Origin of the sequence: Janibacter sp. YB324 (assembly GCF_014217915.1) — a bacterium.
GTDB classification, from domain to species: Bacteria; Actinomycetota; Actinomycetes; order Actinomycetales; family Dermatophilaceae; genus Janibacter; species Janibacter indicus.
This window is the reverse complement of the sequence record NZ_CP060120.1, coordinates 660,875-686,904: the sequence shown is the minus strand read 5'-3', so window position 1 is coordinate 686,904 and position 26,030 is coordinate 660,875. Positions and strand designations below refer to the sequence as shown.

At 71.6% G+C, this 26,030-nt stretch carries 21 protein-coding genes; 10 read left to right on the top strand and 11 right to left on the bottom strand.

What is annotated here, in order from left to right:
• Positions 1–97: 97 nt before the first annotated feature.
• The 3 genes from H7A72_RS03435 to fdxA all read right to left on the bottom strand — a co-directional run bounded on the left by H7A72_RS03435 (position 98) and on the right by fdxA (position 2,982).
• Positions 98–1,381, bottom strand: a complete 1,284-nt coding sequence (locus H7A72_RS03435) for a citrate synthase (RefSeq protein WP_084450154.1) — start codon at positions 1,379–1,381, stop codon at positions 98–100.
• Between the two features lie 94 nt (positions 1,382–1,475).
• Positions 1,476–2,639, bottom strand: coding sequence for a succinyldiaminopimelate transaminase (gene dapC, locus H7A72_RS03430; RefSeq protein WP_223277766.1), 1,164 nt, complete (start codon positions 2,637–2,639; stop codon positions 1,476–1,478).
• Positions 2,640–2,655: 16 nt separating this feature from the next.
• Entirely contained in the window at positions 2,656–2,982 is a 327-nt protein-coding gene (fdxA, locus tag H7A72_RS03425; protein WP_072626107.1) for a ferredoxin, read from the bottom strand.
• 22 nt (positions 2,983–3,004) lie between these two features.
• Here fdxA and H7A72_RS03420 point away from each other — a divergent pair, with 22 nt between their 5' ends.
• Complete coding sequence (locus H7A72_RS03420) at positions 3,005–4,021, top strand: N-acetyltransferase (protein ID WP_185221635.1); 1,017 nt, start codon at positions 3,005–3,007, stop codon at positions 4,019–4,021.
• On the opposite strand, the gene H7A72_RS03415 is transcribed toward H7A72_RS03420, so the two are convergent.
• On the bottom strand, positions 3,991–4,566 hold the full coding sequence (locus H7A72_RS03415; protein ID WP_185221634.1) for a 4'-phosphopantetheinyl transferase superfamily protein: 576 nt from the start codon (positions 4,564–4,566) through the stop codon (positions 3,991–3,993). The genes H7A72_RS03420 and H7A72_RS03415 overlap by 31 nt on opposite strands.
• 88 nt (positions 4,567–4,654) lie before the next feature.
• On the opposite strand from H7A72_RS03415, the gene H7A72_RS03410 reads away from it, so the two are divergent.
• Genes H7A72_RS03410 through H7A72_RS03395 form a run of 4 tightly spaced genes read left to right on the top strand, consistent with a single transcriptional unit; the run spans position 4,655 to position 10,770 of the window.
• The gene (locus H7A72_RS03410) at positions 4,655–7,195 is read left to right on the top strand and encodes a non-ribosomal peptide synthetase (protein WP_185221633.1); all 2,541 of its coding nucleotides are present in this window, start codon (positions 4,655–4,657) and stop codon (positions 7,193–7,195) included.
• Complete coding sequence (locus H7A72_RS03405; RefSeq protein WP_185221632.1) at positions 7,192–8,214, top strand: iron ABC transporter substrate-binding protein; 1,023 nt, start codon at positions 7,192–7,194, stop codon at positions 8,212–8,214. The genes H7A72_RS03410 and H7A72_RS03405 overlap by 4 nt, the downstream gene beginning before the upstream one ends.
• A gap of 10 nt (positions 8,215–8,224) precedes the next feature.
• Entirely contained in the window at positions 8,225–9,727 is a 1,503-nt protein-coding gene (locus H7A72_RS03400; RefSeq protein ID WP_223277765.1) for an iron ABC transporter permease, read from the top strand.
• Positions 9,724–10,770, top strand: coding sequence for an ABC transporter ATP-binding protein (locus H7A72_RS03395; protein WP_185221630.1), 1,047 nt, complete (start codon positions 9,724–9,726; stop codon positions 10,768–10,770). The genes H7A72_RS03400 and H7A72_RS03395 overlap by 4 nt, the downstream gene beginning before the upstream one ends.
• A 6-nt stretch (positions 10,771–10,776) precedes the next feature.
• On the opposite strand, the gene H7A72_RS03390 is transcribed toward H7A72_RS03395, so the two are convergent.
• The 5 genes from H7A72_RS03390 to typA are packed head-to-tail and all read right to left on the bottom strand — an operon-like array spanning position 10,777 to position 17,580.
• Complete coding sequence (locus H7A72_RS03390; RefSeq protein ID WP_185221629.1) at positions 10,777–12,522, bottom strand: VanW family protein; 1,746 nt, start codon at positions 12,520–12,522, stop codon at positions 10,777–10,779.
• A 4-nt stretch (positions 12,523–12,526) separates the two neighbouring features.
• Entirely contained in the window at positions 12,527–13,015 is a 489-nt protein-coding gene (locus H7A72_RS03385; RefSeq protein WP_223277764.1) for a flavin reductase family protein, read from the bottom strand.
• Positions 13,012–13,923 carry an N-acetyl-1-D-myo-inositol-2-amino-2-deoxy-alpha-D-glucopyranoside deacetylase gene (gene mshB / locus H7A72_RS03380; protein ID WP_185221628.1) on the bottom strand — a complete coding sequence of 304 codons (912 nt, stop codon included), beginning with the start codon at positions 13,921–13,923 and terminating at the stop codon, positions 13,012–13,014. The genes H7A72_RS03385 and mshB overlap by 4 nt, the downstream gene beginning before the upstream one ends.
• Positions 13,920–15,671 carry an ABC transporter substrate-binding protein gene (locus H7A72_RS03375; protein ID WP_185221627.1) on the bottom strand — a complete coding sequence of 584 codons (1,752 nt, stop codon included), beginning with the start codon at positions 15,669–15,671 and terminating at the stop codon, positions 13,920–13,922. The genes mshB and H7A72_RS03375 overlap by 4 nt, the downstream gene beginning before the upstream one ends.
• 13 nt (positions 15,672–15,684) lie before the next feature.
• A complete protein-coding gene (typA, locus tag H7A72_RS03370) occupies positions 15,685–17,580 on the bottom strand; it encodes a translational GTPase TypA (protein WP_072626105.1) in 1,896 nt (631 codons plus the stop codon).
• 270 nt (positions 17,581–17,850) lie between these two features.
• On the opposite strand from typA, the gene H7A72_RS03365 reads away from it, so the two are divergent.
• The 5 genes from H7A72_RS03365 (at position 17,851) to H7A72_RS03345 (ending at position 23,798) form a co-directional block, all read left to right on the top strand.
• Positions 17,851–19,506 carry an ABC transporter substrate-binding protein gene (locus tag H7A72_RS03365; protein ID WP_185221626.1) on the top strand — a complete coding sequence of 552 codons (1,656 nt, stop codon included), beginning with the start codon at positions 17,851–17,853 and terminating at the stop codon, positions 19,504–19,506.
• 89 nt (positions 19,507–19,595) lie between these two features.
• The gene (locus tag H7A72_RS03360; protein ID WP_185221625.1) at positions 19,596–20,600 is read left to right on the top strand and encodes an ABC transporter permease; all 1,005 of its coding nucleotides are present in this window, start codon (positions 19,596–19,598) and stop codon (positions 20,598–20,600) included.
• The gene (locus tag H7A72_RS03355) at positions 20,597–21,586 is read left to right on the top strand and encodes an ABC transporter permease (protein WP_185221624.1); all 990 of its coding nucleotides are present in this window, start codon (positions 20,597–20,599) and stop codon (positions 21,584–21,586) included. The genes H7A72_RS03360 and H7A72_RS03355 overlap by 4 nt, the downstream gene beginning before the upstream one ends.
• Positions 21,587–21,591: 5 nt before the next feature.
• Entirely contained in the window at positions 21,592–22,647 is a 1,056-nt protein-coding gene (locus tag H7A72_RS03350; protein ID WP_185221623.1) for an ABC transporter ATP-binding protein, read from the top strand.
• Positions 22,644–23,798 carry an ABC transporter ATP-binding protein gene (locus H7A72_RS03345; protein WP_185221622.1) on the top strand — a complete coding sequence of 385 codons (1,155 nt, stop codon included), beginning with the start codon at positions 22,644–22,646 and terminating at the stop codon, positions 23,796–23,798. The genes H7A72_RS03350 and H7A72_RS03345 overlap by 4 nt, the downstream gene beginning before the upstream one ends.
• A 74-nt stretch (positions 23,799–23,872) precedes the next feature.
• Here the strand turns inward: H7A72_RS03345 and H7A72_RS03340 are convergent, their stop codons facing one another.
• Positions 23,873–25,012 carry an ABC transporter ATP-binding protein gene (locus H7A72_RS03340; RefSeq protein ID WP_185221621.1) on the bottom strand — a complete coding sequence of 380 codons (1,140 nt, stop codon included), beginning with the start codon at positions 25,010–25,012 and terminating at the stop codon, positions 23,873–23,875.
• Entirely contained in the window at positions 25,005–26,012 is a 1,008-nt protein-coding gene (locus tag H7A72_RS03335; protein WP_072623848.1) for an ABC transporter ATP-binding protein, read from the bottom strand. Before H7A72_RS03335 ends, H7A72_RS03340 begins: the two co-directional genes overlap by 8 nt.
• Between the last annotated feature and the right edge of the window lie 18 nt (positions 26,013–26,030).

Genomic DNA, 26,030 nt, shown 5'->3' with positions numbered 1-26,030 from the left:
CGGACCTCCCCTTCGCCCGCCGTTGCGGGCCCGGCACGCAGCGACCCCCTCCGCCCAGATGGACGAAGGGGGTCGAGCTCACGTGCTGCGGGTGGGGTCAGCGGCCCTCGATGCCCACGTAGTCACGCTCGGTCGGGCCGGTGTAGATCTGGCGCGGACGGCCGATCTTGGTGTCCTTGTCCTCGATCATCTCGCGCCACTGGGCGATCCAGCCCGGGAGGCGGCCGATGGCGAAGAGGACGGTGAACATCTTCGGCTGGAAGCCCATGGCCGTGTAGATCAGGCCGGTGTAGAAGTCCACGTTGGGGTAGAGCTTGCGCTCGACGAAGTAGTCGTCGGCCAGCGCGATCTCCTCGAGCTTCATGGCGATCTCGAGCTGCTCGTCGCCACCCATCTTCTCGAGGATGGTGTGCGCGGTCTCCTTGACGATCGCCGCGCGCGGGTCGTAGCTCTTGTAGACCCGGTGGCCGAAGCCCATGAGGCGGACGCCGTCCTCCTTGTTCTTGACCTTCTTCATGAAGGTCTCGGCGCCGTCGTCGGAGGCCTGGATCTGCTGGAGCATCTCCAGGACCGCCTGGTTGGCGCCGCCGTGCAGCGGGCCGGAGAGGGCGTGGATGCCCGCGGAGACGGAGTTGAAGAGGTTGGCGTGGGCCGACCCGACGAGGCGCACCGTCGACGTCGAGCAGTTCTGCTCGTGGTCGGCGTGCAGGATGAAGAGCTGGTCGAGCGCGCGCACGATCTCGGGGTCGAGGTCGTAGGGCTCGGCCGGGAAGCCGAAGGTCATCCGGAGGAAGTTCTCCGTAAGGCTCAGCGAGTTGTCCGGGTAGAGGAAGGGCTGCCCGACGCTCTTCTTGTGCGCGTAGGCGGCGATCGTCGGCAACTTCGCCAGGAGGCGGATCGTCGAGATCTCGACGTGCTCCGGGTCGAAGGGGTCGAGGCTGTCCTGGTAGAAGGTGCCCAGCGCCGACACGGCGGAGGACAGGACCGGCATCGGGTGCGCGTCGCGCGGGAAGCCGTTGAAGAAGGCCTTGAGGTCCTCGTGGAGCATCGTGTGGCGCGAGATGCGCTCCTCGAAGTCGCCGAGCTGGTCGGCCGTCGGCAGCTCGCCGTAGATCAGCAGGTAGGCGACCTCGGTGAAGGTCGACTTGCTCGCCAGCTGGTCGATCGGGTAGCCGCGGTAGCGCAGGATCCCGGCGTCACCGTCGATGTAGGTGATGTCGCTCTTGCAGGAGGCGGTGTTGACGAAGCCCACGTCGAGCGTGGTGTTGCCCGTCTCCTTCATCAGCGTGGAGATGTTGTAGCCGTCATTGCCCTCGGAGGCCTTGACGAGGGGGAACGTCAGGTCCTTGCCCGCGGCGGAGAAGGTGGCGTCATCGGTCATGGAGGTCATCAGCCCTTCGGTCGTGCCGTGCCGCAGGGGCGGTGGCCCCGGGCATGCGATGTCATCACTGAAACTACCCCAGCGGTGTGCTGGGTCACGATGCGGGTCCGGCGGCCAGCCGGGCCGCCGCCATCGCGATGCGTTGGTCGGTCGCCGTGAGGGCGACCCGCACGTGCTGCTCGCCGGCCGCGCCGTAGAAGTCGCCCGGCGCGACGAGGATGCCGCGCTGCGCGAGCCGGTCGACGGTCACGCGGCTCGGCTCACCCGCGCTCGCCCAGAGGTACAGGCCCGCCTCGGAGTCGTCGATGCGCAGGCCGAAGCCCTCGAGCGCCGGGCGCAGCACCTCGCGGCGGGCCCGGTAGATCTCCCGCTGGGCCGCGACGTGCGCGTCGTCGCCGACGGCCGCGAGCAGCGCCCGCTGGACCGGCCACGGCACGATCATGCCCGCGTGCTTGCGCACCTCGAGCAGCCGCCCCACGAGGGTGGGGTCACCGGCGACGAAGGCCGCGCGGTAGCCCGCGAGGTTGGACTGCTTGGAGGTCGAGTAGACGGCGAGCAGGCCCTCGTGGGAGCCACCGGTGACGCGCGGGTCGAGGATCGACGGCGTCGTCGGCAGGCTGTCGTAGCCCTCGCCACGCGCCTCCTCGGTGCGCCAGTCCAGCTCGGCATAGCACTCGTCGGAGGCGACGACGACGCCGCGCTCACGCGCCCAGGCGACGACCTTGGCCAGGTGCTCGACGCCCAGGACCTTGCCCGTCGGGTTGCTCGGGGTGTTGAGCCACAGCAGCTTCGGCGCGCTGGCCGGGGTCGTCGGACCGAAGGCGGTCGTGGCATCGGCGGCGAAGGGGGTGGCCCCCGCGATCCGGGCGCCGACGTCGTAGGTCGGGTAGGCGACCCGGGGGAAGGCGACGGTGTCCCCGGCGGTCAGGCCGAGGAGGGTCGGCAGCCACGCGACGAGCTCCTTGGAGCCCACGGTCGGCAGCACGCCGGCGGGGTCGACGCCCGGTGCACCGCGACGGCGGGCGAACCACTGCGCGATGCCCTCGCGCAGGTCGGGTGTGCCCCAGGTCTGCGGGTAGCCGGGCGCGTCGGAGGCATCGCGCAGCGCCCGCTGGACGACCTCGGGCGTGGAGTCGACGGGGGTGCCGACCGACAGGTCGACGATGCCCTCGCCCTGCGCGGGGTCGGGCGAGACAAAGGAGCTCGCTCGCTCCTTGGCAGGAGCGAGCGAGTCCCAGGGGAAGTCAGGCAGGTCCATCAGCAGGTGCCGACGCTCACTCGTCGTGCTCCTGCGGGGGCAGGGCCGCGATGATCGGGTGGTCCTTGTCGATCATGCCCATCTTGGCCGCGCCACCGGGGCTGCCGAGGTCGTCGAAGAACTCGACGTTGGCCTTGTAGTAGTCGGCCCACTCCTCGGGGGTGTCGTCCTCGTAGTAGATGGCCTCGACGGGGCACACCGGCTCGCAGGCACCGCAGTCGACGCACTCGTCCGGGTGGATGTACAGACTGCGCTTGCCCTCGTAGATGCAGTCGACGGGGCATTCCTCGATGCAGGCCTTGTCCTTGAGGTCGACACAAGGCTGCGCGATCACGTACGTCATGCGCCCCATACTATGTCGCCCCATGAGTGGTCTGCCGCCGGGTCTCACCGTGGGCTCTCGCGTGGCGGTCCGTTCCCGGATCGCCCCTCCCCCGCCGTCCGGCCCGACGCTGACCGACATCGTCGGCGAGCTCGTCGGCATCGACGCCACGCACCTGCGCATCGCCACCCGCACCGGCGAGGTCTCCGTGGCCCGTGACCGCGTCGTCGCCGCACGCGTCATCCCGCCGAAGCCCACCCGGCGCGGCGCCCCGCACCGCGCCATCTCGCTCGAGGACCTGCACCTCGTCATGACCCGCGGCCAGCCGGGCGTCGAGGAGACCTGGCTCGGCGCCCCCGGCTCCGGGTGGCTGCTGCGGGCCGGTCTCGGGTGGACCGGGCGCTCCAACTCCGCTCTGCCCGTGGGTGATCCGGGCCTACCGCTGCCGGAGGCCGTCGACGCCGTGGAGGCCTGGTTCGACGAGCGCGGGCTCATCCCGCTCATCATGCTGCCGCGGCCCACCGGCGCCGCCACCGCCGACGACCCGCTCGGGGCGCTGCTGCTCGAGCGGGGCTGGGTCGAGGGCAACCCCGCCGACGTCCTCACCGGCCGCACCGCCGACCTGCTCGCACCCACCCCTGCCCCGGCCGGCCTGCGCCTGACCACGTCACCGTCGGCCGACGAAGCGTGGTTCGCGGGCGGCTCCCCCCGCCTGCTCGACCACCTCGACGCGGCGCGGCAGGTCCTCGCGCTGCCGGCGCACCAGGTCTTCGCCACGGCCACCACCGACGAAGGGAGCACCGCCGGCGTCGTGCGCGTGGCACTGAGCGACGGGTGGGCCGGCGTCTTCGGCCTGCACGTCTCCCCCGCGTACCGCGGGCGCGGCATCGGCCGGTGGCTGACCGTCGAGGCGCTCCGGATCGCGGCCGCCGCCGGCGCGAGCCTGACCTACCTGCAGGTCGAGCCGGACAACGCGCCCGCCCAGCACCTCTACCGCGGCCTCGGCCTGGCGCCCCACCACGACTACGTCTACCTCGCGCTGCGCGGCGCCCGAGCCTGACTCCCGGCCGCCGCCAGGGCGGCCGCCGCCTCGTCCCGGTCGTGGACGACGACCTCACCGGGCCGAGCCATGGCCAGCGCCGCCACGTGACCGGGCAGCGGGGTGACGAGGGGCTGCACGTGCAGCCCGTCACCGTCCCGGGAGCCATGCGCCTTGAACGCCGCCTCCTGCCGCACCCACTCCGCGACGTCCGGACCACGCCGGGCCGACTCGACGTCGACGCCCACCGGGCCCGCAGCGGTGGCCACGAGCACGAGCGGCCCGGCGTGGGCGACGCTGACGTGGACACCCTCGACGGCCGGTCGACCGTGCGGGCGACCGCAGTCGTCACAGGTGCGGTCGACGGCCACGGACCACGGGTCCCGGCCGGTGGTTCGGCCCACAGCGACACGGAGCAGCACCGCCCCGACGACGAAGCGACCCAGGTCCGCAGCGCCCTCCAGACCCGCCGCCCGGGCGGCCTCCACCGGGTCGAGCAAAGGCAGCAGGCCGCGGTCCATCACACGCAGGTCCGACCACCAGACGTCCACGACGTGGTTGTCCATGTGAGGTCCTGACGTCAACGGTTGTACTCTCGCCCTAGCTACTAAGGATAGGCACACCACATTGACTCCCACGGCGACGCTCACGGAGGTGGCCCGCCCGGCTCCCGAGCGCGTCCCGGGCCGGGGGACCGCCCCCTTCGTCCACCCCGGGTCGACCCGTCCCGCGCTCCTCGACGGCGACCGGGTGCTGACGCACGCCGACCTAGCGGCACGGGTCGGGGCGCTCGCGGAGCGCCTGCCCGACGCGGCGACCGGTCGTCGCCTGGTCCACCTCCACCCGACGCGCGACGTCCCGGGTGTCGTGGCCCACCTGGCGGTGCTCGCCGCCGGTCACGTCGGGCTCGTCACCGGACCGGGCGCGGAGTCGGTCACCGAGCGCTTCGCCCCGGACGTGCGGCTCGTCGGCGAGCGCATCGAGGCCCTCTCGACCGATCCCCAGCACCTGCTGCACCCCGACCTCGCGCTGCTGCTGTCGACCTCCGGCAGCACCGGCAGCCCCAAGCTCGTGCGCCTCTCGCACGACAACCTCACGAGCAACGCCGCCGCCATCGCCGAGGGCCTGGGCCTGCGCGCGGACGACCGCGCGATCACCTCGCTCCCCCTCCACTACTGCTACGGCCTGTCCGTCCTGCACAGCGCGCTCCTCGCCGGCGGCGGCATCGTCGTCACCGAGCGCTCGGTGACCGACGACGAGTTCTGGCGGCTGCACGCCGAGCACCGCGTCACCGTCCTCGCGGGGGTGCCGCACACCTTCGACCTCGTCGACGCGCGCCTGCGCGCCGGGACGCCCGGGCTGCGCCTCGTGACCCAGGCCGGCGGCGCGCTCGGCGCCGAGCGGGTGCGCGAGCTCGCGGTGCTCGGCCGGCGCCAGGGCTGGGAGCTCGCGGTGATGTACGGCCAGACCGAGGCGACCGCCCGGATGGCGATCCAGCGCGGCGCCGAGGTCCTCGAGCACCCGGACGCGGTCGGGCGGGCCGTCGCCGCCTCGGCCTTCCGCCTGGACCACGACGTCCCGGGCGGGAGCGACGAGGTCGGCGAGCTCGTCTTCACCGGCCCCGGCGTCATGCTCGGCTACGCCGAGCACCCCGACGAGCTCGCCCTCGGCCGCATGGTCGCCGAGCTGCGCACCGGCGACCTCGGGCGGCTGGACGACGGCCGCGTGCGCATCGTCGGCCGCCGCGACGACATCGCCAAGGTCCTCGGCCTGCGCATCGACCTCGACCACGTCGCGAGTGCCCTCGCGGCCGCCGGCCACGACGCCGTGGTCACCGCGGACTCCCACCACCTGCTCGTCACCCTCCCCCACGCCGACGAAGGGGGGCGCGCCGCCATTCGTCGCACGGTGCGTGGTCTCACGGCCGAGGCGGCAGGGCTGCGCCCGGGAGCCGTGCTCGTCGCCGTCGTCGACGAGATCCCCCGCCTGCCCAACGGCAAGGTCGACCGGGTCGCCTGCCGGGAGCTGGCCCTGTCGACCGCGCACGACGCACCGGCGCCCGACCCCCGGCACGACCGGCTCGGCGCCGTCGTCGCCGTCATCGGCTCGGCCCTGGGCCGGGACGACGTCGACCCGGACCGGTCCTTCGCCGACCTGGGGGGCGACTCCTACAGCCTCGTGCAGACCTCGGTCCGGCTCGAGCAGGTCCTCGGCCGGCTGCCCGACGGCTGGCACCGCCTGCCGCTGCGGACCCTCGCCGCCGAGGCGCGGCCGACCGGCCGCCACGTCCAGTGGGTCGAGACCCCGCTGCTCGTGCGGGCCGTGGCCGCGCTGGCGATCTGCGCCAGCCACCTGGGGATCGTGACCACCCCCGGCGGCGCCCACACCCTCCTCGCCCTGGCCGGCTGGTCGATGAGCCGCTTCACCCTCGACGACCCCCGACCGCAGGAGCGACGCCGACGCGGGCTGCGCTCCCTCGTGGGCCTGGCGGCTCCATCGATGGCCGTCGCGCTCTTCGGCCTCTTCACGGCCGGCGGCTACACCTGGCACAACGTGCTGCTCGTCAACTGGCTCATCGGCGAGATGGAGTGGGGCGCGCGGATCAACCTGTGGTTCATCGAGGCCCTGCTCGCGTGCAGCCTCGCCGCACTCGCCCTGCTGTCGGTGCCCGCGCTCGCCCGGGCGCACGTGCGCCACCCCTGGGCGTGGAGCATGGCGCTGGCCGCCGCCGCGCTCGTGCCGCGGTGGATCCTCGTGCCGGACTCCACCGGGGCCACCCGTGGCCTGCCGGGGTCGGTCCTGTGGCTCTTCGCCATCGGCATGGCCCTGGGCGTCGCCCGCACCCACCGGCAGCGCCTGGCGACCCTCGCCCTCACCGCCGTCGGCATGTGGGACTTCTTCGTCGAGCCGAGCCGCGGATGGACAGTGCTCTTCGCGATCACCGTCCTGGCGCTCGTCCCGCGCGTCCCGCTGCCCCGCCTGCTCGTGTGGCCCCTCGGCCTCGTCGCCGCAGCGTCCCTGCACATCTACCTCGTCCAGTGGCAGGTCTTCCGGGTCGTCGACCACGCCTGGCTGGCCCTCGGCACCTCCCTCGCGCTCGGAGCCCTCCTGTGGTGGCTCCTGCAGGCCCCGACCCGCATGCTCATCGACCGACTCGTCCGCCCTCGTCCCCGACCCACCGGAGATCCCTCATGAACCGTCGCACCCTGCTCACGACCGTCGTCGGCACGACTGCGGCCCTCGCCCTCACCGCGTGTGGTGGCTCGGAGGGACCGACGACCGACCCTGACGCGCTGCAGATCTACTCCAGCCAGCACGACAACCTCACCAAGGCGTGGGCGAAGGGGTTCACCGACAAGACCGGGATCAAGACCCAGATCCGTCCGGGCAAGGACTCGTCGATGGGCCACCAGATCGTCGAGGAGGGTGACGCCTCGCCCGCCGACGTCTTCCTCACCGAGAACAGCCCCGCGATGACCCTCGTCGAGGACGCCGGGCTGCTCGCACCCGTCGACGCCAAGACCCTCGCCCAGGTGCCGGAGAACCGTCGCCCGTCGAGCGGTGACTGGACGAGCGTCGCCGCTCGCTCGACCGTCTTGGTCTACAACCCCGACAAGGTCTCGAAGGACGACCTGCCCGCCTCACTCATGGACCTGCAGCAGCCCGAGTACAAGGACCAGTGGGGCGCGGGCGCGACGGGCGCCGACTTCCAGGCGATCGTCGCCGGCATGCTCGCCGACCAGGGCGAGGCCAAGACGAAGACGTGGCTCGACGGCATGAAGGCCAACGCCCGGATCTACGAGAACAACATCGCGACGATGAAGGCCGTCAACGCCGGCGAGGTCCCGATGGGCGTCATCTACCACTACTACTGGTACCGCGACCAGGCCGAGACCAAGGAGGGCACGGCCAACACCGCGCTGCACTACTTCAAGGGTGAGGACCCGGGCGCCTTCGTCAGCCTCTCCGCCGCCGGCGTGCTCAAGAACGCCAAGCACCCCGACGAGGCGCAGCAGTTCGTCGACTACATCCTCTCCGAGGAGGGGCAGGCCGTCCTCGAGTCGAGCGGGTCCAAGGAGTACGCGGTGGCGAAGGGGGTCGACTCCGACCCCGACCTGCCGACGCTCGAGTCCCTCCAGGCGCCCGCCGTCGACCCCTTCTCCCTCGACTCCGAAAAGGTCACCCAGCTGATGACCGATGCCGGCATCCTCTAGGCACCTGGTGATGACCGCGGCGGTCCTCGTCGCGGTCATCACGGTGCTGCCGCTCGTGGTCGTGGCCGCGGACGGCTTCGGCAGCTCGCCCGCGGGCGCCGTCGACTACCTGCTCCGCCCGCGCACGGCGGAGCTGCTGACCAACACCCTCCTGCTGCTGCTCGTCACGGTGCCCGCGACGGTCGTCCTCGGGGTCGGGGCGGCCTGGCTCGTCGAGCGCACGGACCTGCCCCTCGCCGGGGTGTGGCGGGTGCTGCTCGGTGCCCCCCTGGCCGTCCCCGCCTTCGTCGCCGCGTACGCCTGGGTCTCCTTCCGACCGGGACTCGACGGTCTCGGCGGGGCCGCACTGGTGACGACGGCCGCGTACTACCCCTTCGTCTACCTGCCCGTGGCCGCGATCCTGCGCGACCTCGACGCCGCCCCCGAGGAGGACGCCCGTGCCCTCGGCGCCAGTCCGCTGCAGGCTTGGCGCCGCACGGTCCTGCCCCGGCTGCGACCGGCCATCAGTGGTGGCGGCCTGCTCGTCGGGCTGCACCTCCTCGCCGAGTTCGGCGTGCTCGAGATGATGCGCTACCCGACCTTCACCACCGCGATCCTCGTGCAGTACGAGGTGAGTTTCTCCAGCAACCAGGGCAGCGTGCTCGCGCTCGTCCTCGCCCTGATGTGCGTCACCGTCCTCACGCTCGAGCACCTGCTGCGCGGCACCGCTCGCACCGCCCGCGTCGGCCGCGGCGTCCACCGCCGGGCGGCGCTGGTACGCCTGGGTCGGTGGTCCCCCGTGGCCCTCCTCGCGCTCACCGTTGTCGTCGCCGTCTCCCTCGTCCTGCCGGTCACGCTCGTCGGTCGGTGGCTGCTCGCCCACCTGGCCGCCCCCGTCGACGAGCTCGGGATCCGCCCTTCGCTGCTCGTCACGACCGGGTCGACGATCTCGCTCGCCCTCGCCGCCGCGGCCGTCACGACCGTCCTGGCACTGCCGGGCGCATGGCTGCTCAGCCGGCGGCGCACCGCGTGGACACTGGTGCTGGAGCGGGTCACTTACATCGCGAGCTCGCTGCCCGGGGTCGTCATCGCCCTGGCCCTGATCACCGTCTCCGTCCGGTACGTCCCGGGGATCTACCAGTCGCCGCTGCTGCTCGTGCTCTGCTACTCGATCCTCTTCATCCCCCGCGCCATGGTCTCCCTGCGCTCCGGCCTGGCCGCCGCGCCCCCCGAGCTCAGCGATGCCGCGCGGTCGCTCGGGTGCAGTCCGCTCGGGGCCTTCCGCCGGGTCGTGCTGCCGCTCATCCTCCCCTCGGCGCTCACCGGAGCGGCCCTCGTGGCCATCGCGGCCGCCACGGAGCTCACCGCGACGCTGCTGCTGTCGCCGACCGGGACCTCCACCCTGGCCACCGCCTTCTGGGCCGCGAGCGACGAGTTCGACTACGCGGGCGCTGCTCCCTTCGCCGCCATGATGATCCTCTTGTCCGCGCCCTTGACCGTCCTGATGCTCCGACAGAGTGGGATCGAAGAATGAGCACCGTCGACATCCGTGGCGTCACCGTCGGGTACGGCGCCGAGCCGGTCCTGCGCGACGTCGACCTCACCGTGCCCACGGGCACGACGACCGCCGTCCTCGGTGCCTCCGGTGGCGGCAAGACGACGCTGCTGCGCGTCATCGCCGGGTTCCTCGCCCCCGATGCCGGCACGGTGACCATCGGTGACCGGGTCGTGTGCGGCGCCGGTCGGGCCGTCCCGCCCGAGCGGCGGGGCATCGGGTACGTGCGGCAGGACGGGGGGCTCTTCCCCCACCTCGACGTCGCGCACAACATCACCTTCGGCATGCCGCGGGCCGCCCGCCGGCGCGGCGACCGCGTCGAGGAGCTGCTCGAGCTCGTCGGCCTGCCCGCCGCGACCGCCACCCGACGCCCCGACCAGCTCTCGGGCGGCCAGCAGCAGCGCGTGGCCCTGGCCCGGGCGCTGGCCCTCTCCCCGTCCGTCGTCCTGCTCGACGAGCCCTTCTCCTCGCTCGACACGGCCCTGCGCGCGAGCACTCGCGATGCCGTGGCCACCGCCCTCGCGGAGACCTCGGCCACGGCGATCCTCGTGACCCACGACCAGCAGGAGGCGCTCTCCTTCGCCGACCAGGTCGCCATCATGCGCGGTGGGCGGTTCAGCCAAGTGGGTGCCCCCCGCGAGATCTACGACGAACCGGTCGACGCCCGCGAGGCCGCCTTCCTCGGCGACGTCGTGCACCTCACCGGACACCGCACCACCGACGGCATCACCTGCCCGCTCGGGATCGTCACGGCACGAGGCGACGTCCCGCGCGGCGACGGAGAGGTCGTGGTCGTCGTGCGGCCCGAGGACCTCAGCCTCAGCGACTCGCCGGGCTGCCCCCACGGCACGGTCCAGGACGTCGACTACCACGGCGCGCACGCCATGGTGCACGTGGCGCTGGCCGACGGCACCGTCGTCACCGTCCGCGTCCCCGGCCGGCACTCCCCAGAGGTCGGCGAGCAGGTCCCGGTGAGCGTCGACGGCCCGGTGCTGGCCTACCCGGGCTCCGCGCTCGTGTGACCCCCGTCAGGGGTTGGTGCAGGTGACGTCGTCCTGGGGGATGTAGGTCGTGGTGAAGGTCGAGGACTTCACCGTCGAGCCACCCTTGATGAAGGTGCGGGTGATGTCGACCGAGAAGCCCGGCGCGGGCGACTGCGGCACGCAGCCCTTCTTGTCGTCGGTGATCTTCTTGGGCGGCACGATGTTGCGGCGGGCGCTCTTGGAGGCCTCGACCTTGTCGTAGGCCTTGCGGCCGTCGAAGCTCACCGTCACCTCGTCGCCGTTGACCGAGGCGTTGATCAGGATGCCGGCGCCGGTGTCGTTGGTGAAGCGGTTGTCGACGCCCGGCCAGGAGATCGTCGCCTCACGCCCCTCGGGGTAGCGCGAGATGTAGAAGGAGTGCGGGTGGAACTCCTCGATCTTGGCTCCCGAGAAGAAGACGGCGTTGAAGAGCGTCGTCGACAGCTGCGAGATGCCGCCGCCGTAGTCCTCGGTGAGTCGTCCGGCATAGATGACGCCGGCCTTCTGGTAGCCCTTGTCCGGCGTGCGGGGGCCGAGCAGCTGGTTGAGCGAGAAGGTCTCGCCGGGCGCGACGTAGGCGCCGTCGAGCTGGCGCGCGGCGATCTTGATGTTGTTGGTGCGCACGCCCCCGGTGTCGGGCAGGTAGGTCGTGAAGGTCGAGATCTGCTCCTTGGGCAGGGTGCGCTTCGCCTCGGCGGTGGTGAACTCCGGCTTGGCCTCCTGGGCCCGCGCCGTGACGGTGCGCTCGGAGCCCGACTTCTTCATCGCGGCGGCGATGTCGGCACCGAGGCCCTCGGCCTTGAGCTCGAGACCGCTGCTCGACGGCGTGACGGAGAAGCTGCGGCCGTTGCGCTGGACCGTGGCGTCCTGGGCGGGCCGGAAGCGGCCGGAGGCCTTGCCCGCGGCGACGGCCGTCTGCTGGATCTTGTCCTCGTCGACGGTGGCCGAGAGCTTGCCCTGCGAGTTCTTGATCGACACGACCGCGGCGAGCTGCTCCGCGGTCAGCTCGAAGGAGATGGTCTTGTCGGCGCCGGAGGCCTTGGGGTCGGTGGTCTTGATCGTCACCGGCCCGGAGACGAGCGGCGCGAGGTCGTCCTTGGCGAAGCGGTCGATCTCGGCCTGGCTGAGCTTCGGCTTCGGCTGGGTGGTCGCGGCGTCGATGGCGCGGTTGGACGGCCACCCCTCGACGATCGCCTCGACAACCTTGTCCCGCTCGACGGTCAGCCCGGGCTTGGACGCGGTCTTGGTGATCTTGGCCCCGTCGAGCGCGACCTTGCCCTCGGTCGGCTTGACGTCCATGCCGTCGGTCGCCTCGTCGACGGCCGCGGCGAGCGCGTCCTCGTCGACGGCGACCTCGACCTCGCGCTCGACGCCGCCACGCACGTGGTTGACGAGGTCGACGGGGTTGAGGCTGAAGCCGGTGAGCCCGCTCACCGACTCCTCGTAGTCGTAGCCGAGGCCGGAGTCGGCGGGCTCGAGCTCGACGCTCTTGCCCGCGACGTCGACGACGACCGGCTCGGCCTCCTCGTCGGCGAGCTGCTTCTCCAGCTTGGACTGCGCCTCGTCGGGGGTCAGCCCGCCGATGGCCACCCCACCGACCCGGGTGTCGGAGGGCACCCGGTCGCCGAAGTACATCGCCGCGGCGACGTAGAGCCCGGCGATGACGACGAGCACGAAGGCACCGGCGAGCGCGCCACGGCCCCGGCGGGGCCGGTCGACGAGCCCGTCGTCGGTCCAGCTGTCGTGGGTCATGCGGTCACCTCGTGCTCGTGTACTGGCTGCGGTAGTAGATCAGCGGGTCGCCCCGGTGCGCGTCGGCGCGGCTGGACACGACCTCGCCGACGACGATCGTGTGGTCGCCGGCATCGTGCTGGGCGCTCGTGCGGCACTCGAGGGTGCCCAACGCGTCGTCCAGCAGGGCGACGCCGAGCTCTCCCCGATGGTGCGCCACCCGCGAGAGCTGGCCGTGCAGCGGGCGCCCGCCGGTGCTCAGCCAGCTGGCCGCGGGGCGGCCTGCTGCCGGGAGGATCGAGATCCCCCAGACACCCGATTGTGTCACGGCCTCGTGCCAGCCCGTGTCCTTGGCGACGCAGACGAGCACCAGCGGCGGGTCGAGCGAGACCGACGTGATCGAGTTGGCGGTCATCGCGTGGTCGTGGCCGTCCTCGAGCGTCGTCACCACGGTCACCCCGGTCGCGAAGTGCGCCATGGTGTGCCGCAGGCTCGTCGGGGCCAGCCCGGTCATTGGCGGGCCACCAGTGGCGGACGCTCCCCCGCGGGCTCCCCGGCCACCGGGAGGCCGGTCGCCACGTCGAGGCGGGCGAATCCCTCACGCCCCGGGAGCAGCGCGGCGATGTCGTTGGACAGGGCGTAGGTGTGCGACGGGCCGAGCGTGACCTGCGTGCGGTGGTGCCGCAGCGCGGCCTCCTGGTGGGCGATCGCGGACTCGTCGACGACCGCGTGGGTCACGACGGCGTCGTCCACGACCGAAGGGGGGAACTCCCCGGTCGGCTGCGTCCAGCCGACCTGCGCCGGCGCGTGGAGCGTCGCGAGGACCTCGCGGTCCTCCTGGGCCCACGAGCGCGGGGTGAAGACGCCGAAGAGGGCGGGGCGCCCCCCTTCGTCCATCGCGGCGACGGCCGCCCGGGTCACCTCGTGGGTGCGGATGTGGTCGGGGTGGGCGTAGCCGCCGTCGGCGTCGTAGGTGACGACGAGGTCGGGCGCGACCTCGTCGACGACCGCGCGCACGGCGGCGACCGCCTCGGCGTCGTCGGAGCGCACCCAGCAGCGCGGGTCCGCCGCGGCCGGGGTGCCCGCCATGCCGGAGTCGCGCCAGCGCGAGAGCCGGCCCACCGCGGGGTCCTCGCCGAGGACCTGGCTGCGGGCGCCGATGGCGGTCATCGCGCCGCGCAGCTCGTCGCGGCGGAACTCGCCGAGCGTGTCCTCGTGGTCGGCGTCGAGGTGCGCCAGCTCGGGCGGGATGACCTCGCCCTGCTCGCCGAGGGTGCAGGTGAGCACGTGGACCTCGTCACCGGCGGCGACGTGGTGGGCGATGGCGACGCCGGTCGCGAGCGACTCGTCGTCGGGGTGGGCGTGGACGAAGAGCAGCCGCGCGGGCCGCCCGCGGACCAGGACCGGCTCGGCGCGGGTCATCGCGACACCCCGACGACCCCGAGCTCGGGGACCCCGCCGTAGGCGGGGTTGCCGATGAAGGAGGTGACCTCCGACCCGGCCGCATGGGTCAGCCGGCTCTGGCGAAGGGGGATGTACGCCCCGTCGCGCAGCAGGTCGGTGTCGATCGCGGACCAGGCCTTGGCCCGGTCGGCCCGCGTGGTCTCCGCGCCGGCCTTGTCCATGGCCTTGGTGACCTGCTTGTCGGCCCAGAGTCCGTAGTTGCGGCCGACGGAGGTCTTCGACAGGTTGATCCGGTCGTCGAAGAGGGGCGGCAGCACGGTGCTCGCCGAGGGGAAGTCGGGGCCCCAGTTGGCCCAGACGAGGTCGTGCTTCTCGGCCACCTTGCGGGTGCCGACCTGCGAGAAGTAGTCCTCCTCGTCGATCGGCTCGAGGGTGACGTCGAAGCCGGCGTCCTCCCAGGTGCCCTCGAGCGCCGTGAGCGCCTTGGGCATCTCGCCGCCGTCGCGGTAGGCGACGGAGATCTTGACCGGCGTACGCACCTTGGCCTGGCGCAGCTGGGCGCGGGCCGCGGCGGCGTCGCCCGTCGGTCCGTGGTCGAGGACGGTCTCGTGCGTCGACGGCAGGGCCGTCCCGAGCAGCGACCACGACGGGGTGCCGGTGGCGGTGCCGAGTGCCTCGGTGTATCCCTCGCGGTTGGTCGCCGTGGCCAGCGCGGTGCGCACGGCGGACTTCTTCAGCGCGCTGCTCTTGCTGCTCACGGCGAGGTAGTCGACGAGCTGACCGTCGACGGTGACGGACTGGGCGGCGTCGCCGGCCTCGTCGAGCGCCGGGGTGAGCGCGGCCGGCACCGGGTCGAGGGCCAGGGTGCGCCCGCCGTCCTCGCCGTCGACGATCGTCTCGACGGCGTCCTTGGGCTCGACGCCCTCCTTGTGCTCGATCGTCGCCGGCCCGACCCGACGCAGCGGGTCGCTCTTCGCCGACCACTTCGGGTTGCGCACCCAGGTGCCGCCCTTGCTCGGGGTCCAGCCCTCCTCGAGCTTGTAGGGCCCGGAGCTGAAGGCGTCGTGCGCGACGTCGTCGACCTTGTCGCGCGAGGCCTTGAAGGGCGCGAACTCGGGCAGCGAGACGACCTCGTCGAAGTTGCCGACCGGCTCGGCGAGGTGGAAGGTGATCGTCCGCTCGTCGCGGCACTCCACCGCCCGCTCCAGGAGCTTGCGGTTGGCGGCGGAGGTTCCCCCCTTCGCCAGGGGGCCGGGGTAGCGCGAGGTGCCGTCGGGCCGCTTGGGGATGTCGAGGTAGGTCAGGGCGTAGCCGCTGGAGGTGATGTCCTCGTCGAAGGAGCGGGCGACGCCGTGCTGGACGTCCTCGCAGGTGATCGCCGAGCCGTCCTGCCAGGTGACGCCCTGCCGCAGCCGGAAGGTCCACGTCTGCGCGTCCTTGCTCGCCCGGCCGGTGCCGTCGGCGAGGTCACCGCGCAGCGCCCGCTGGCCCGCGAGGTTGGTCGCCGGGGCGTAGGCGGTGAGGGTGCGCATCCACGTGCGCGAGGCGAGCCCGGCGACCTGCCGGCTGGTGATCCGCTGCGGGTCCCAGGCCGCGATCGGGCCCTCCGACAGCAGGGTCAGGCGGTCCTCGGGGCCGCTCACGTCACCGGTGCTCGCCGACGGGCCGGGGCCGGGGCCGCCGTCCCCGTCGGTGCAGGCGGTCGCGCCCGCCACGACGGCGAGCGCGACCGCACCGGCGATCAGTCCTCGGGTGCTGCGCCTCATCGGCGCTCTCCTCTCAGGAGTTGCGAGCCCGTGAAGCCGCCCGGGCACGCAGGTTGGCGTCGAGCTCGACCTTGCGGATGCGGATGGCGTCCGGGGTGACCTCGACGCACTCGTCCTCGCGGCAGAACTCGAGCGACTGCTCGAGGCTCAGCTTGCGCGGCGGGACCACCTTCTCGAAGTTGTCCGCGGAGGAGGCCCGCACGTTGGTGAGCTTCTTCTCCTTGGTGATGTTGACGTCCATGTCGTCGGCGCGCGAATTTTCGCCGACGATCATGCCCTCGTAGACCTCGGTGCCCGGCTCGGTGAAGAGCGAGCCACGCTCCTGGAGGTTGACCATCGCGTAGGACGTGACCGGCCCGGAGCGGTCGGCGACGAGCGAGCCGGAGACGCGCGTGGTGATCGCGCCGAACCACGGCTCGTAGCCCTCGAAGACGTGGTGGGCGATGCCGGCACCGCGGGTCTCGGTGAGGAACTCGGTGCGGAAGCCGATGAGGCCGCGCGAGGGCACGAGGAACTCCATGCGGATCCACCCGGTGCCGTGGTTGGTCATCTGCTCCATGCGGCCCTTGCGGGCGGCCAGGACCTGGGTGATGGCGCCGAGGTACTCCTCGGGGGTGTCGATCGTCAGGCGCTCGACCGGCTCGTGGACCTTGCCGTCGACCTCCTTGGTGACCACCTGCGGCTTGCCGACGGTCATCTCGAAGCCCTCGCGGCGCATCTGCTCGACGAGGATCGCCAGCGCGAGCTCACCACGGCCCTGGACCTCCCAGGCGTCGGGGCGCTCGGTCGGCAGCACGCGCAGGGAGACGTTGCCGATGAGCTCCTTGTCGAGGCGGTCCTTGACCATGCGGGCGGTGACCTTGGTGCCCTTGGTCGGGCCGCGGCCGACGAGGGGCGAGGTGTTGGTGCCCAGGGTCAGCGAGATGGCCGGCTCGTCGACGGTGATGACCGGCAGCGGGATGGGGTTGTCGGCGTCGGCGATCGTGTCGCCGATCATGATGTCGGGGATGCCGGCGATGGCGATGATGTCGCCGGGGCGGGCGGCGCCGGTGTCGAGCGGCTTGCGCTCGAGGCCCTCGGTGATGAGCAGCTCGGTGATCTTGACCCGCTCGGTCGACCCGTCGTGGCGGCACCACGTGACCTGCTGGCCCTTGCGCAGCTCGCCGTTGAAGACGCGCAGCAGCGCGAGGCGACCGAGGAAGTTGCTCGAGTCGAGGTTGGTGACGTGCGCCTGGAGCGGGGCGTCCTCCTCGTAGGAGGGGGCCGGGATCGTCTCCATGATCGTCTTGAAGAGCGGCTCGAGGTCCTCGTTGTCCGGCAGGGTGCCGTCCTCGGGCCGCGTGAGGCTCGCGGCGCCGGCCTTGCCGGAGGCGTAGACGATGGGGAACTCGATCTGGTCCTCGTCGGCGTCGAGGTCCATGAAGAGCTCGTAGGCCTCGTCGACGACCTCGGCGATCCGGCTGTCGGGCCGGTCGACCTTGTTGATGCACAGGATGACCGGCATCTTCGCCGCGAGCGCCTTGCGCAGCACGAAGCGGGTCTGCGGCAGCGGGCCCTCGGAGGCGTCGACGAGCAGGACGACACCGTCGACCATCGACAGACCGCGCTCGACCTCGCCACCGAAGTCGGCGTGGCCCGGGGTGTCGATGATGTTGATCGTCACGCCGTCGGGGGCGTCGTGGGCGGCCGCGGAGGGGCCGTTGTAGTGGATCGCCGTGTTCTTGGCGAGGATGGTGATGCCCTTCTCCCGCTCGAGGTCGCCGGAGTCCATGGCCCGCTCGTCGACGTGGTCGTGCTCGCCGAAGGCACCCCCCTGCCAGAGCATCTTGTCGACGAGGGTGGTCTTGCCGTGGTCGACGTGGGCGACGATGGCGACATTGCGGATGTCGCTGCGAGAGATCAGGGGCATGGTCGCGATCATCTCAGCCCGTGGGCCCCCGGCCCAAATGGACGAAGGGGGGACCCGCCCCCTGCCGCAGGATCGGGTGAGGGTTTTCCCCCTTCGCCGCACATCCTGCGGTCGCGGCGGTCTCACTCCGGTAAAGGTCACGGCACCAGCCCCTGACGGCCTCAGGATCGGACTAGATTACCGCCCCAACCGTGTGCGGTGGATCACCATCGCCCGCGGACACGGACCCGGGCGACCGCTCCGGGCCTGGCTGAGACGAGCGAGGAACACATGTCGATGAGGAAAGCTGCCCCGCTGGCCGCGCTGGCCGCGACCGCGCTGACGCTGAGCGCGTGCGCGCAGAGCGAGCGCGACGACTCGGGCTCCGGTGGTGACGCCGACGGCACCTTCACCTTCGGCGCCGCCGGCGCCCCCGAGGTCTTCGACCCCTTCTACGCCAGTGACGGCGAGACCTTCCGCGTCACCCGTCAGATCTTCGAGGGCCTGGTCGAGGTCGAGGAGGGCAGCTCCGAGATCGGCCCCGGTCTGGCCGAGAAGTGGGAGCCGTCCGAGGACGGCAAGACGTGGACCTTCACCCTGCGCGAGGGCGTGAAGTTCAGCGACGGCGAGACCCTCGACGCGCAGGCCGTCTGCGACAACTTCGAGCGCATGGCCGACCAGAACGAGACCGCCCAGGCCGGCCCCGCCGAGTACTGGGCCTACTCGATGGAGGGCTTCGGCGACGACTCGCTCTACCGCAGCTGCGAGGCGAGCGACGAGCAGACCGTCGTGCTCAAGATCGCCCGCGCGACCTCGAAGTTCCCGGCGATGCTCTCGCTGTCGGCCTTCGGCATCCAGTCCCCCAAGGCGCTGGAGGAGGGCAAGGCCAACGACGTCAAGAAGCAGGGCGAGGGCTTCGCCTACCCCAAGAACTCCGAGAACCCCGTCGGCACCGGCCCGTACACCTTCGACAGCTACGACGAGGCCAACAAGACGGTCACGCTCAAGCGCAACGACGACTACTGGGGCGACAAGGCGAAGAACGCCGAGATCGTCTTCAACATCATCCCCAACGAGTCGACCCGCCGCCAGGAGCTCGAGGCCGACAGCATCAACGGCTACGACCTGCCCAACCCCGTGGACTGGAAGGCCCTCGAGGACGACGGCAACCAGGTCGAGATCCGCGACCCCTTCAACGTCCTCTACGTCGCCTTCAACCCCGAGAGCAACCCGGCCCTGAAGGACCTCAAGGTCCGTCAGGCGCTCGACATGGCGGTCAACCGCGAGCAGCTGGTGAAGTCGCAGCTGCCGGAGGGCGCCACCGCGGCCTCGCAGTTCTACCCGGACACCGTCGAGGGCTACAACAAGGACATCTCGGTCACCAAGTACGACCCGGAGGGCGCCAAGAAGCTCCTCAAGGAGGCGGGCCAGGAAAACCTCAAGCTGACCTTCGCCTACCCGAGCGAGGTCACCCGGCCCTACATGCCCAACCCGCAGAAGATCCACGAGGCCATCCGCAAGGACTTCGAGAAGGCCGGCGTGGAGGTCGAGGTCGTCACCAAGCCGTGGAACGGCGGCTACCTCGACGGCGTCGACAACGGGCAGTTCGACGCCTGGCTGCTCGGCTGGACCGGTGACTACAACTCCGCCGACAACTTCATCGGCACCTTCTTCGGCAACCTCAAGTCCAACGACTTCCACACCTCGGCCACGGACTTCGGTGCCGACCTGAGCAAGGCGCTCAAGGACGCCGACCAGACGGTCGACGAGGCCGAGCGGACGAAGAAGTACGAGGAGCTGAACCAGAAGATCCACGACGAGTACGTGCCCGGCCTGCCGATCTCGCACTCGCCGCCCGCGATCGTCGTCAACGAGGACGTCGAGGGGCTCGTCGCCAGCCCGCTGACCGCCGAGCGCTTCTCGTCGGTCACCGTCGGCGGCAAGTGACCCACACCAGCAGGTGACCTCGTGACGGGGCCGCCTCGACCACCAGGTCGAGGCGGCCCCGGTCCGCGGTCGACACCAGGAGCGCACTCGTGCTGAGATTCATCATCCGCCGGCTCATGCAGCTGGTGCTCGTCATCTTCGTCCTGTCGCTGCTGCTCTTCCTGTGGCTGCGCGCCCTGCCGGGCGGCATCGTCTCGGCGATGCTCGGCGAGCGCGCGACCCCGGAGAGCCGCGCCCGGCTGACCCACGAGCTCGGGCTCGACGAGCCGATCTGGGTGCAGTACTGGACCTTCCTCAAGCGGGCCGTCACCGGCGACTTCGGCGTCTCCAACGGCGTCCAGCCCGGCAAGCCGGCGATGGACCTCCTCCTCGACCGCTTCCCGGCGACGATCGAGCTCAGCCTCGTCGCGCTCGTCATCGCCATCGGGCTCGCGCTCCCCCTGGGCTACCTCGCCGCCAAGCGGCACGGGAGCCTCCTCGACAACCTCAGCGTCGTCGGTTCGCTCGTCGGCGTCGCCGTCCCGGTCTTCTTCCTCGCGTTCCTCCTGCGCTACGTCTTCGCCCAGGAGCTGCACTGGCTGCCGGTCTCCGGGCGTCAGGAGGTCGACGCGACTCGCGTCACGGGCTTCTTCATCCTCGACGGGTTGCTCACCCGCGAGTGGGACGCGGCGTGGGACGCCCTCAAGCACCTGCTGCTGCCGGGGCTCGCGCTGGCGTCCATCCCCTTCGCCATGATCTTCCGGATCACCCGCGCCTCGGTGCTCGAGGTGCTCGACGAGGACTACGTGCGCACCGCCGAGTCCAAGGGCCTCACCCAGCGGGTCGTCCGCGGCCGGCACGTCATGCGCAACGCCCTGCTGCCGGTCATCACCGCGATCGGTCTGCAGATGGGCGGTCTGCTCGCCGGCGCCGTGCTCACCGAGTCGGTCTTCAACATCGCCGGCATCGGTGACGCGCTGCGCCAGGCCTTCAGCCTGCGCGACTACCCGGTGCTGCAGGTGCTCATCCTCGCGGCCGCGGGCACCTACGTCGTCGTCAACCTGATCGTCGACATCCTCTACGCCGTCGTCGACCCCCGAGTGAGGACCCGATGAGCTCCGACCAGTCCCCCCGCCGCGGGCTCGGCGCCCGCCGCAAGCAGCGCATCGACGACCTGGCCGCCACGAGCGGCGCGACCGTCGCCGAGGCCGGCACGATCGACGACACCGAGGGCGTCGGCCTCATCGCCTCGGCGTGGCGCCGACTGCGCCGCAACCCGATCTTCCTGCTCGGCCTGGCGATCACCATCGCCTTCGTCGTGCTGGCGATCATCGCGCCGTGGATCGCGCCCCACGACCCGGCCGACAACCCCCTCATCGACAAGGTGAGCCCGCAGTCCAACCCGATCCCCGGCCCCGAGGCGGGCTACCCGCTCGGCGCCGACAGCTCGGGCCGCGACTTCCTCTCCCGGCTCATCGTCGGCAGCCGGCAGACGCTCATCGTCGGCGTCGCCGCGACCCTCGGCGGCCTGTCCGGAGGTCTCCTCCTCGGCACCCTCGCCGGTGCCTTCGGCGGCGTCGTCGACGCGGTCATCATGCGCATCGTCGACGTCATGCTCTCGATCCCGAGCCTGCTGCTCGCCTTCTCGATCGCGGCGATCGCCGCCCGCCCCAGCCAGTGGACGGTCATCATCGCCATCGCCACCGTGCAGGTGCCGATCTTCGCCCGGCTGCTGCGCGGCTCGATGCTCGCCCAGCGGAGCAAGGACCACGTCCTCGCCGCCCGCGCGCTCGGCGTCAAGCGCTCGGCGATCGTCCTGCGGCACATGCTGCCCAACTCGCTCGGGCCGGTCATCGTCCAGGCCACCCTCGTGCTCGCGACGGCGATCATCGACGCGGCCGCGCTGTCCTACCTCGGCCTCGGCCTGCCCGACGACCGCGTCCCCGAGTGGGGCCAGATGCTCGGCACCTCCGAGACCTACTTCCAGGACCACCCGCACCTGGCCTTCTACCCGGCCATCTGCATCATCGTCGTCGCCCTCGGCTTCACCCTCATGGGTGAGTCGCTGCGCGAGGCCCTCGACCCCAAGAGCCGGAGGTGAGCGGCATGACGTCCGCCCCCACGCCGAGCAGCCCCCGCGCGGGCGCCGGCACTCCCCTGCTGTCCGTGCGCGACCTGTCGGTGACCTTCCGTCGCCAGGGGCAGACCCCCTTCACCGCCGTCGACGGGGTGAGCTTCGACGTCCAGCCGGGGCAGACCGTCGGTCTGGTCGGCGAGTCCGGCTGCGGCAAGTCGGTGACCTCGCTCGCGATCATGGGCCTGCTGCCCACCCGCGGCAACGAGGTGACCGGCTCGGTCCACCTCGACGGCACCGACCTGCTCACCCTCTCCGACAAGCAGATGCGCGAGCGTCGCGGCCGTGACGTCGGCATGATCTTCCAGGACCCGCTGTCCTCCCTCAACCCCGTCGTCCCCATCGGCCGGCAGGTCACCGAGGTGCTCGAGCGGCACAAGGGCATGTCCCGCAAGGAGGCCACGCCCCACGCCCGCGACATGCTCAAGAAGGTCGGGATCCCCGACCCCGACCGCCGGCTCAAGGACTACCCGCACCAGCTCTCCGGCGGCATGCGCCAGCGCGCGCTCATCGCCATGGCGCTGGCCTGCGAGCCCCGGCTGCTCATCGCCGACGAGCCGACCACCGCGCTCGACGTGACGATCCAGGCGCAGATCCTCGCCCTGCTGCGCGAGCTCGTCGAGGAGACGGGCACGGCCCTGATCATGATCACGCACGACCTCGGTGTCGTCGCCGGGCTGTGCGACGAGATCAACGTCCTCTACGGCGGTCGACTCGTCGAGCGGGCCGAGCGGCACGACCTCTTCGCGCAGCCCCGCCACCCCTACACCGGCGGCCTGCTCGCGAGCGTGCCGAGCCTCGACGGCGAGCGCGGCGCGCGCCTCAACCCCGTGCCGGGGTCGGTGGCCGACAACCTCCCGTGGACGAGCTCGTGCGCCTTCGCGCCACGCTGCGCCAGCGCCACCGACCACTGCCGCGAGGCCACCCCCGACCTCGCCGTCGGGGGCTCGCGAGCCCTGCGCTGCTTCAACCCCCTCGCCGGCGACCCCTCGCCCGCCGAGTCCGCGACGACCGAGGAGGTCCGATGACCACCACGAGCCCCGAGCCGACCGCCACGGCGAGCGACGCCGACGTCCTCGTCGACGTCCGCGGCCTCAAGGTCCACTACCCGATCACCAAGGGCATCGTCTTCGACAAGGTCGTCGGGCACGTCTACGCCGTCGACGGTGTCGACCTGCAGATCCGACGCGGCGAGACCTACGGGCTCGTCGGCGAGTCCGGCTGCGGCAAGTCCACGCTCGGCCGCGCGATCCTCCACCTCGAGCCGGCGACCGACGGCACGGTCACCTTCGGCGGGGAGCCGATCTCCACGCTGTCGGGCGAGGACCTGCGCCGACGTCGCAAGGACCTGCAGATGGTCTTCCAGGACCCCATGGGCAGTCTCGACCCGCGCCAGAGCGTCGAGGCCCTGCTCGTCGAGGGGATGAAGGCCCACGGGATCGTCAAGAACGCCGCGGAGGCCGAGCCCCGCCTGCGCCAGCTGCTCGCCGACGTCGGGCTCCCCCCGGCCGCGCTGAAGAAGTACCCCCACGAGTTCTCCGGCGGTCAGCGCCAGCGCATCGGCATCGCCCGCGCCCTGAGCGTCGACCCGGAGCTCATCGTCGCCGACGAGCCGGTCTCCGCGCTCGACGTGTCGGTGCAGGCGCAGGTCATCAACCTCATGTCGGACCTGCAGGCCGAGTACGGCCTGACCTATCTCGTCATCGCCCACGACCTCGCGGTCGTGCGACACATCTCCGACCGGGTCGGCGTGATGTACCTCGGCGGCATCGTCGAGGAGGCACCGGCTGACGGCCTCTACGCCGCTCCCCTGCACCCCTACACCCGGGCCCTGCTCTCGGCGGTGCCCGTGCCGGACCCGGTCGTCGAGGACACCCGCGAGCAGATCCTGCTGACCGGCGACCTGCCCTCGCCGGCCGCGCCTCCCGCGGGGTGCCGCTTCCACACCCGCTGCCCGTGGCGCCAGGAGACCCGCTGCGACACCGAGCGTCCGCAGCTGAGGCTGGTCGAGATCGACGGCGCCGGCGCGGAGCACAAGGTCGCCTGCCACTGGGCCGAGCAGATCGCCTCGGGCGAGCTCCAGCCGCACGCGGTGACCGCTCAGGCCGACGAGACCGGCGCACAGCTCGCCGCCGATGCCGAGGCCGAGCGGATCGTCGACGAGATCCCCTTCGCCTGACCTCCGGCAGACGCACGAAGGGGGGAGCCACCGACTGGTGGCTCCCCCCTTCGGCGTCTGACGCGTGGCGTGCGTCAGGCGCCTGCGGTCGAGGTATCGGCCGAGGCACCGCCGGCGGCGGCGCCACCGGGCTGACCCGCGGCGGCCGCATCGGCCCGGTCCGTGAGGCCCTGACCCTCGAAGAGGCCGTGGTCGTCCGTGACGTCGGTGGTCTCGACGACGAGCCGCGGCTCCGCGAAGTGGCAGCGGGAGGGGTGCGTCCCCGCGCCGTCCGCGCGCAGCTCGAGCTGCGGGGTCTCGGTCCGGCAGATGTCCTGCGCCTTCCAGCAACGGGTGTGGAAGTGGCAGCCCGCCGGGGGGTTGGCCGGCGACGGGACGTCACCGGAGAGGACGATCTGGTCGCGCTTGCCGCGCAGGGTGGGGTCCGGCACGGGCACCGCCGACAGCAGCGCCTGGGTGTAGGGGTGCGTCGGACGCGAGTAGATGTCGTCCTCGTTGCCGATCTCGACCATGCGGCCGAGGTACATCACGCCGACCCGGTCGGAGATGTGGCGGACCACGGACAGGTCGTGGGCGATGAAGATGTAGGACAGGCCGAGCTCGTTCTGGAGCTTTTCCATGAGGTTGATGACCTGCGCCTGCACCGACACGTCGAGCGCGGAGACCGGCTCGTCGCAGATGAGCACCTTGGGGTTGAGCGCGATGCCGCGGGCGATGCCGATGCGCTGGCGCTGGCCACCGGAGAACTGGTGCGGGTAGCGGTTGATGTGCTCGGGGTTGAGACCGACGAGCTCGAGCAGCTCCTGCACCCGGCGCTTGCGCCCGCCCTTGGGCACGACGTCGGTGTGGATCTCCAGGGGCTCGGCGATGATCTCGCCGACCGTGCGCCGCGGGTTGAGCGATGTGTAGGGGTCCTGGAAGACGATCTGGATGTCACGCCGCAGCTTGCGCATCGCGCCGCCGGACTGGGCGTACATGTCAACCCCGTCGAAGTCGACGGTGCCCTCGGTCGGCTCCTCGAGCCGCATGAGCAGCCGGCCGAGCGTGGACTTGCCGCAGCCGGACTCACCGACGATGCCGAGGGTCTCGCCCTTGTGCAGCTCGAAGTCGACACCGTCGACGGCCTTGACGTGGCCGACGGTCGTACGGAGCACGCCACCCTTGATCGGGTAGTGCTTCTTCAGGCCCTGGGCCTTGAGGATCACCTCAGGCATCGAGCACCTCCTGGCTGAAGTGGCACGCCGACTGACGGCGCGGACCGATGTCGAGCAGCTCGGGCCGCTCGGTACGGCAGATGTCCTGGGCCATGACGCAGCGCGGGTTGAAGGCGCAGCCCTGCGGGATCCGGGTGAGGTTGGGCGGCAGGCCACCGATGGCCGACAGCGTCTGCCCCTTCTGGTCCAGTCGCGGGATCGACTCGAGCAGCCCCTTGGTGTAGGGGTGGCCCGGGTGCGCGTAGATCTCGTCGACGTCCGCCCGCTCGACGATCCGGCCGGCGTACATCACGGCGATCCGGTCGGCGACGTCGGCGACGACACCCAGGTCGTGGGTGATGAGGATCAGGCCCATCTTGTACTCCTCCTGCAGCTCCTGCAGGAGGGCCATGATCTGGGCCTGGACCGTCACGTCGAGGGCCGTCGTCGGCTCGTCGGCGATGAGGACCTTGGGGTTGAGGGCGATCGCCATCGCGATCATGATGCGCTGGCGCATACCGCCCGAGAACTGGTGCGGGTAGGCCTTGACGCGCTCCTTGGCCGCGGGGATGTTGACCCGCTCCATCAGGCGCACGGCCTCCGCGTAGGCCTTGGACCGGCTCATGCCCTGGTGGACCCGGAACATCTCGGCGATCTGCCAGCCGACCGGGAAGACCGGGTTGAGCGAGCTCAGGGCGTCCTGGAAGACCATGGAGATCTCCGGGCCGCGCATGGCACGCCGCTGGTCCTCGGGCATGGTGAGGATGTCGTTGCCCTTGTAGAGGATCCGGCCGCCGGGGATGACGGCGGGCGGCATGTCGAGGATGCCCATGATCGCCTGGGCAGTCACCGACTTGCCGGAGCCGGACTCACCGAGGATCGCCAGCGTCTCGCCCTCGTCGAGGGTGAAGTTGACGCCGTTGATCGCCTTGGCCACGCCCTCGCGGGTGCGGAACTCGACGTAGAGGTCGTCGACCTCGAGCAGGTGCTCGGAGCCCGACGGAGTCGTCGTGGTGCTCATGTACTCACTCACCTGTCT

What these genes read in the sequence shown, in the direction of transcription:
- H7A72_RS03435 (WP_084450154.1), bottom strand. Translation starts at nt 1,381, where the DNA reads ATGACCGATGACGCCACCTTCTCCGCCGCGGGCAAGGACCTGACGTTC.
- dapC (WP_223277766.1), bottom strand. Translation starts at nt 2,639, where the DNA reads ATGGACCTGCCTGACTTCCCCTGGGACTCGCTCGCTCCTGCCAAGGAG.
- fdxA (WP_072626107.1), bottom strand. Translation starts at nt 2,982, where the DNA reads ATGACGTACGTGATCGCGCAGCCTTGTGTCGACCTCAAGGACAAGGCC.
- H7A72_RS03420 (WP_185221635.1), top strand. Translation starts at nt 3,005, where the DNA reads ATGAGTGGTCTGCCGCCGGGTCTCACCGTGGGCTCTCGCGTGGCGGTC.
- H7A72_RS03415 (WP_185221634.1), bottom strand. Translation starts at nt 4,566, where the DNA reads ATGGACAACCACGTCGTGGACGTCTGGTGGTCGGACCTGCGTGTGATG.
- H7A72_RS03405 (WP_185221632.1), top strand. Translation starts at nt 7,192, where the DNA reads ATGAACCGTCGCACCCTGCTCACGACCGTCGTCGGCACGACTGCGGCC.
- H7A72_RS03400 (WP_223277765.1), top strand. Translation starts at nt 8,225, where the DNA reads ATGACCGCGGCGGTCCTCGTCGCGGTCATCACGGTGCTGCCGCTCGTG.
- H7A72_RS03395 (WP_185221630.1), top strand. Translation starts at nt 9,724, where the DNA reads ATGAGCACCGTCGACATCCGTGGCGTCACCGTCGGGTACGGCGCCGAG.
- H7A72_RS03390 (WP_185221629.1), bottom strand. Translation starts at nt 12,522, where the DNA reads ATGACCCACGACAGCTGGACCGACGACGGGCTCGTCGACCGGCCCCGC.
- H7A72_RS03385 (WP_223277764.1), bottom strand. Translation starts at nt 13,015, where the DNA reads ATGACCGGGCTGGCCCCGACGAGCCTGCGGCACACCATGGCGCACTTC.
- mshB (WP_185221628.1), bottom strand. Translation starts at nt 13,923, where the DNA reads ATGACCCGCGCCGAGCCGGTCCTGGTCCGCGGGCGGCCCGCGCGGCTG.
- H7A72_RS03375 (WP_185221627.1), bottom strand. Translation starts at nt 15,671, where the DNA reads ATGAGGCGCAGCACCCGAGGACTGATCGCCGGTGCGGTCGCGCTCGCC.
- typA (WP_072626105.1), bottom strand. Translation starts at nt 17,580, where the DNA reads ATGCCCCTGATCTCTCGCAGCGACATCCGCAATGTCGCCATCGTCGCC.
- H7A72_RS03365 (WP_185221626.1), top strand. Translation starts at nt 17,851, where the DNA reads ATGTCGATGAGGAAAGCTGCCCCGCTGGCCGCGCTGGCCGCGACCGCG.
- H7A72_RS03355 (WP_185221624.1), top strand. Translation starts at nt 20,597, where the DNA reads ATGAGCTCCGACCAGTCCCCCCGCCGCGGGCTCGGCGCCCGCCGCAAG.
- H7A72_RS03350 (WP_185221623.1), top strand. Translation starts at nt 21,592, where the DNA reads ATGACGTCCGCCCCCACGCCGAGCAGCCCCCGCGCGGGCGCCGGCACT.
- H7A72_RS03345 (WP_185221622.1), top strand. Translation starts at nt 22,644, where the DNA reads ATGACCACCACGAGCCCCGAGCCGACCGCCACGGCGAGCGACGCCGAC.
- H7A72_RS03340 (WP_185221621.1), bottom strand. Translation starts at nt 25,012, where the DNA reads ATGCCTGAGGTGATCCTCAAGGCCCAGGGCCTGAAGAAGCACTACCCG.
- H7A72_RS03335 (WP_072623848.1), bottom strand. Translation starts at nt 26,012, where the DNA reads ATGAGCACCACGACGACTCCGTCGGGCTCCGAGCACCTGCTCGAGGTC.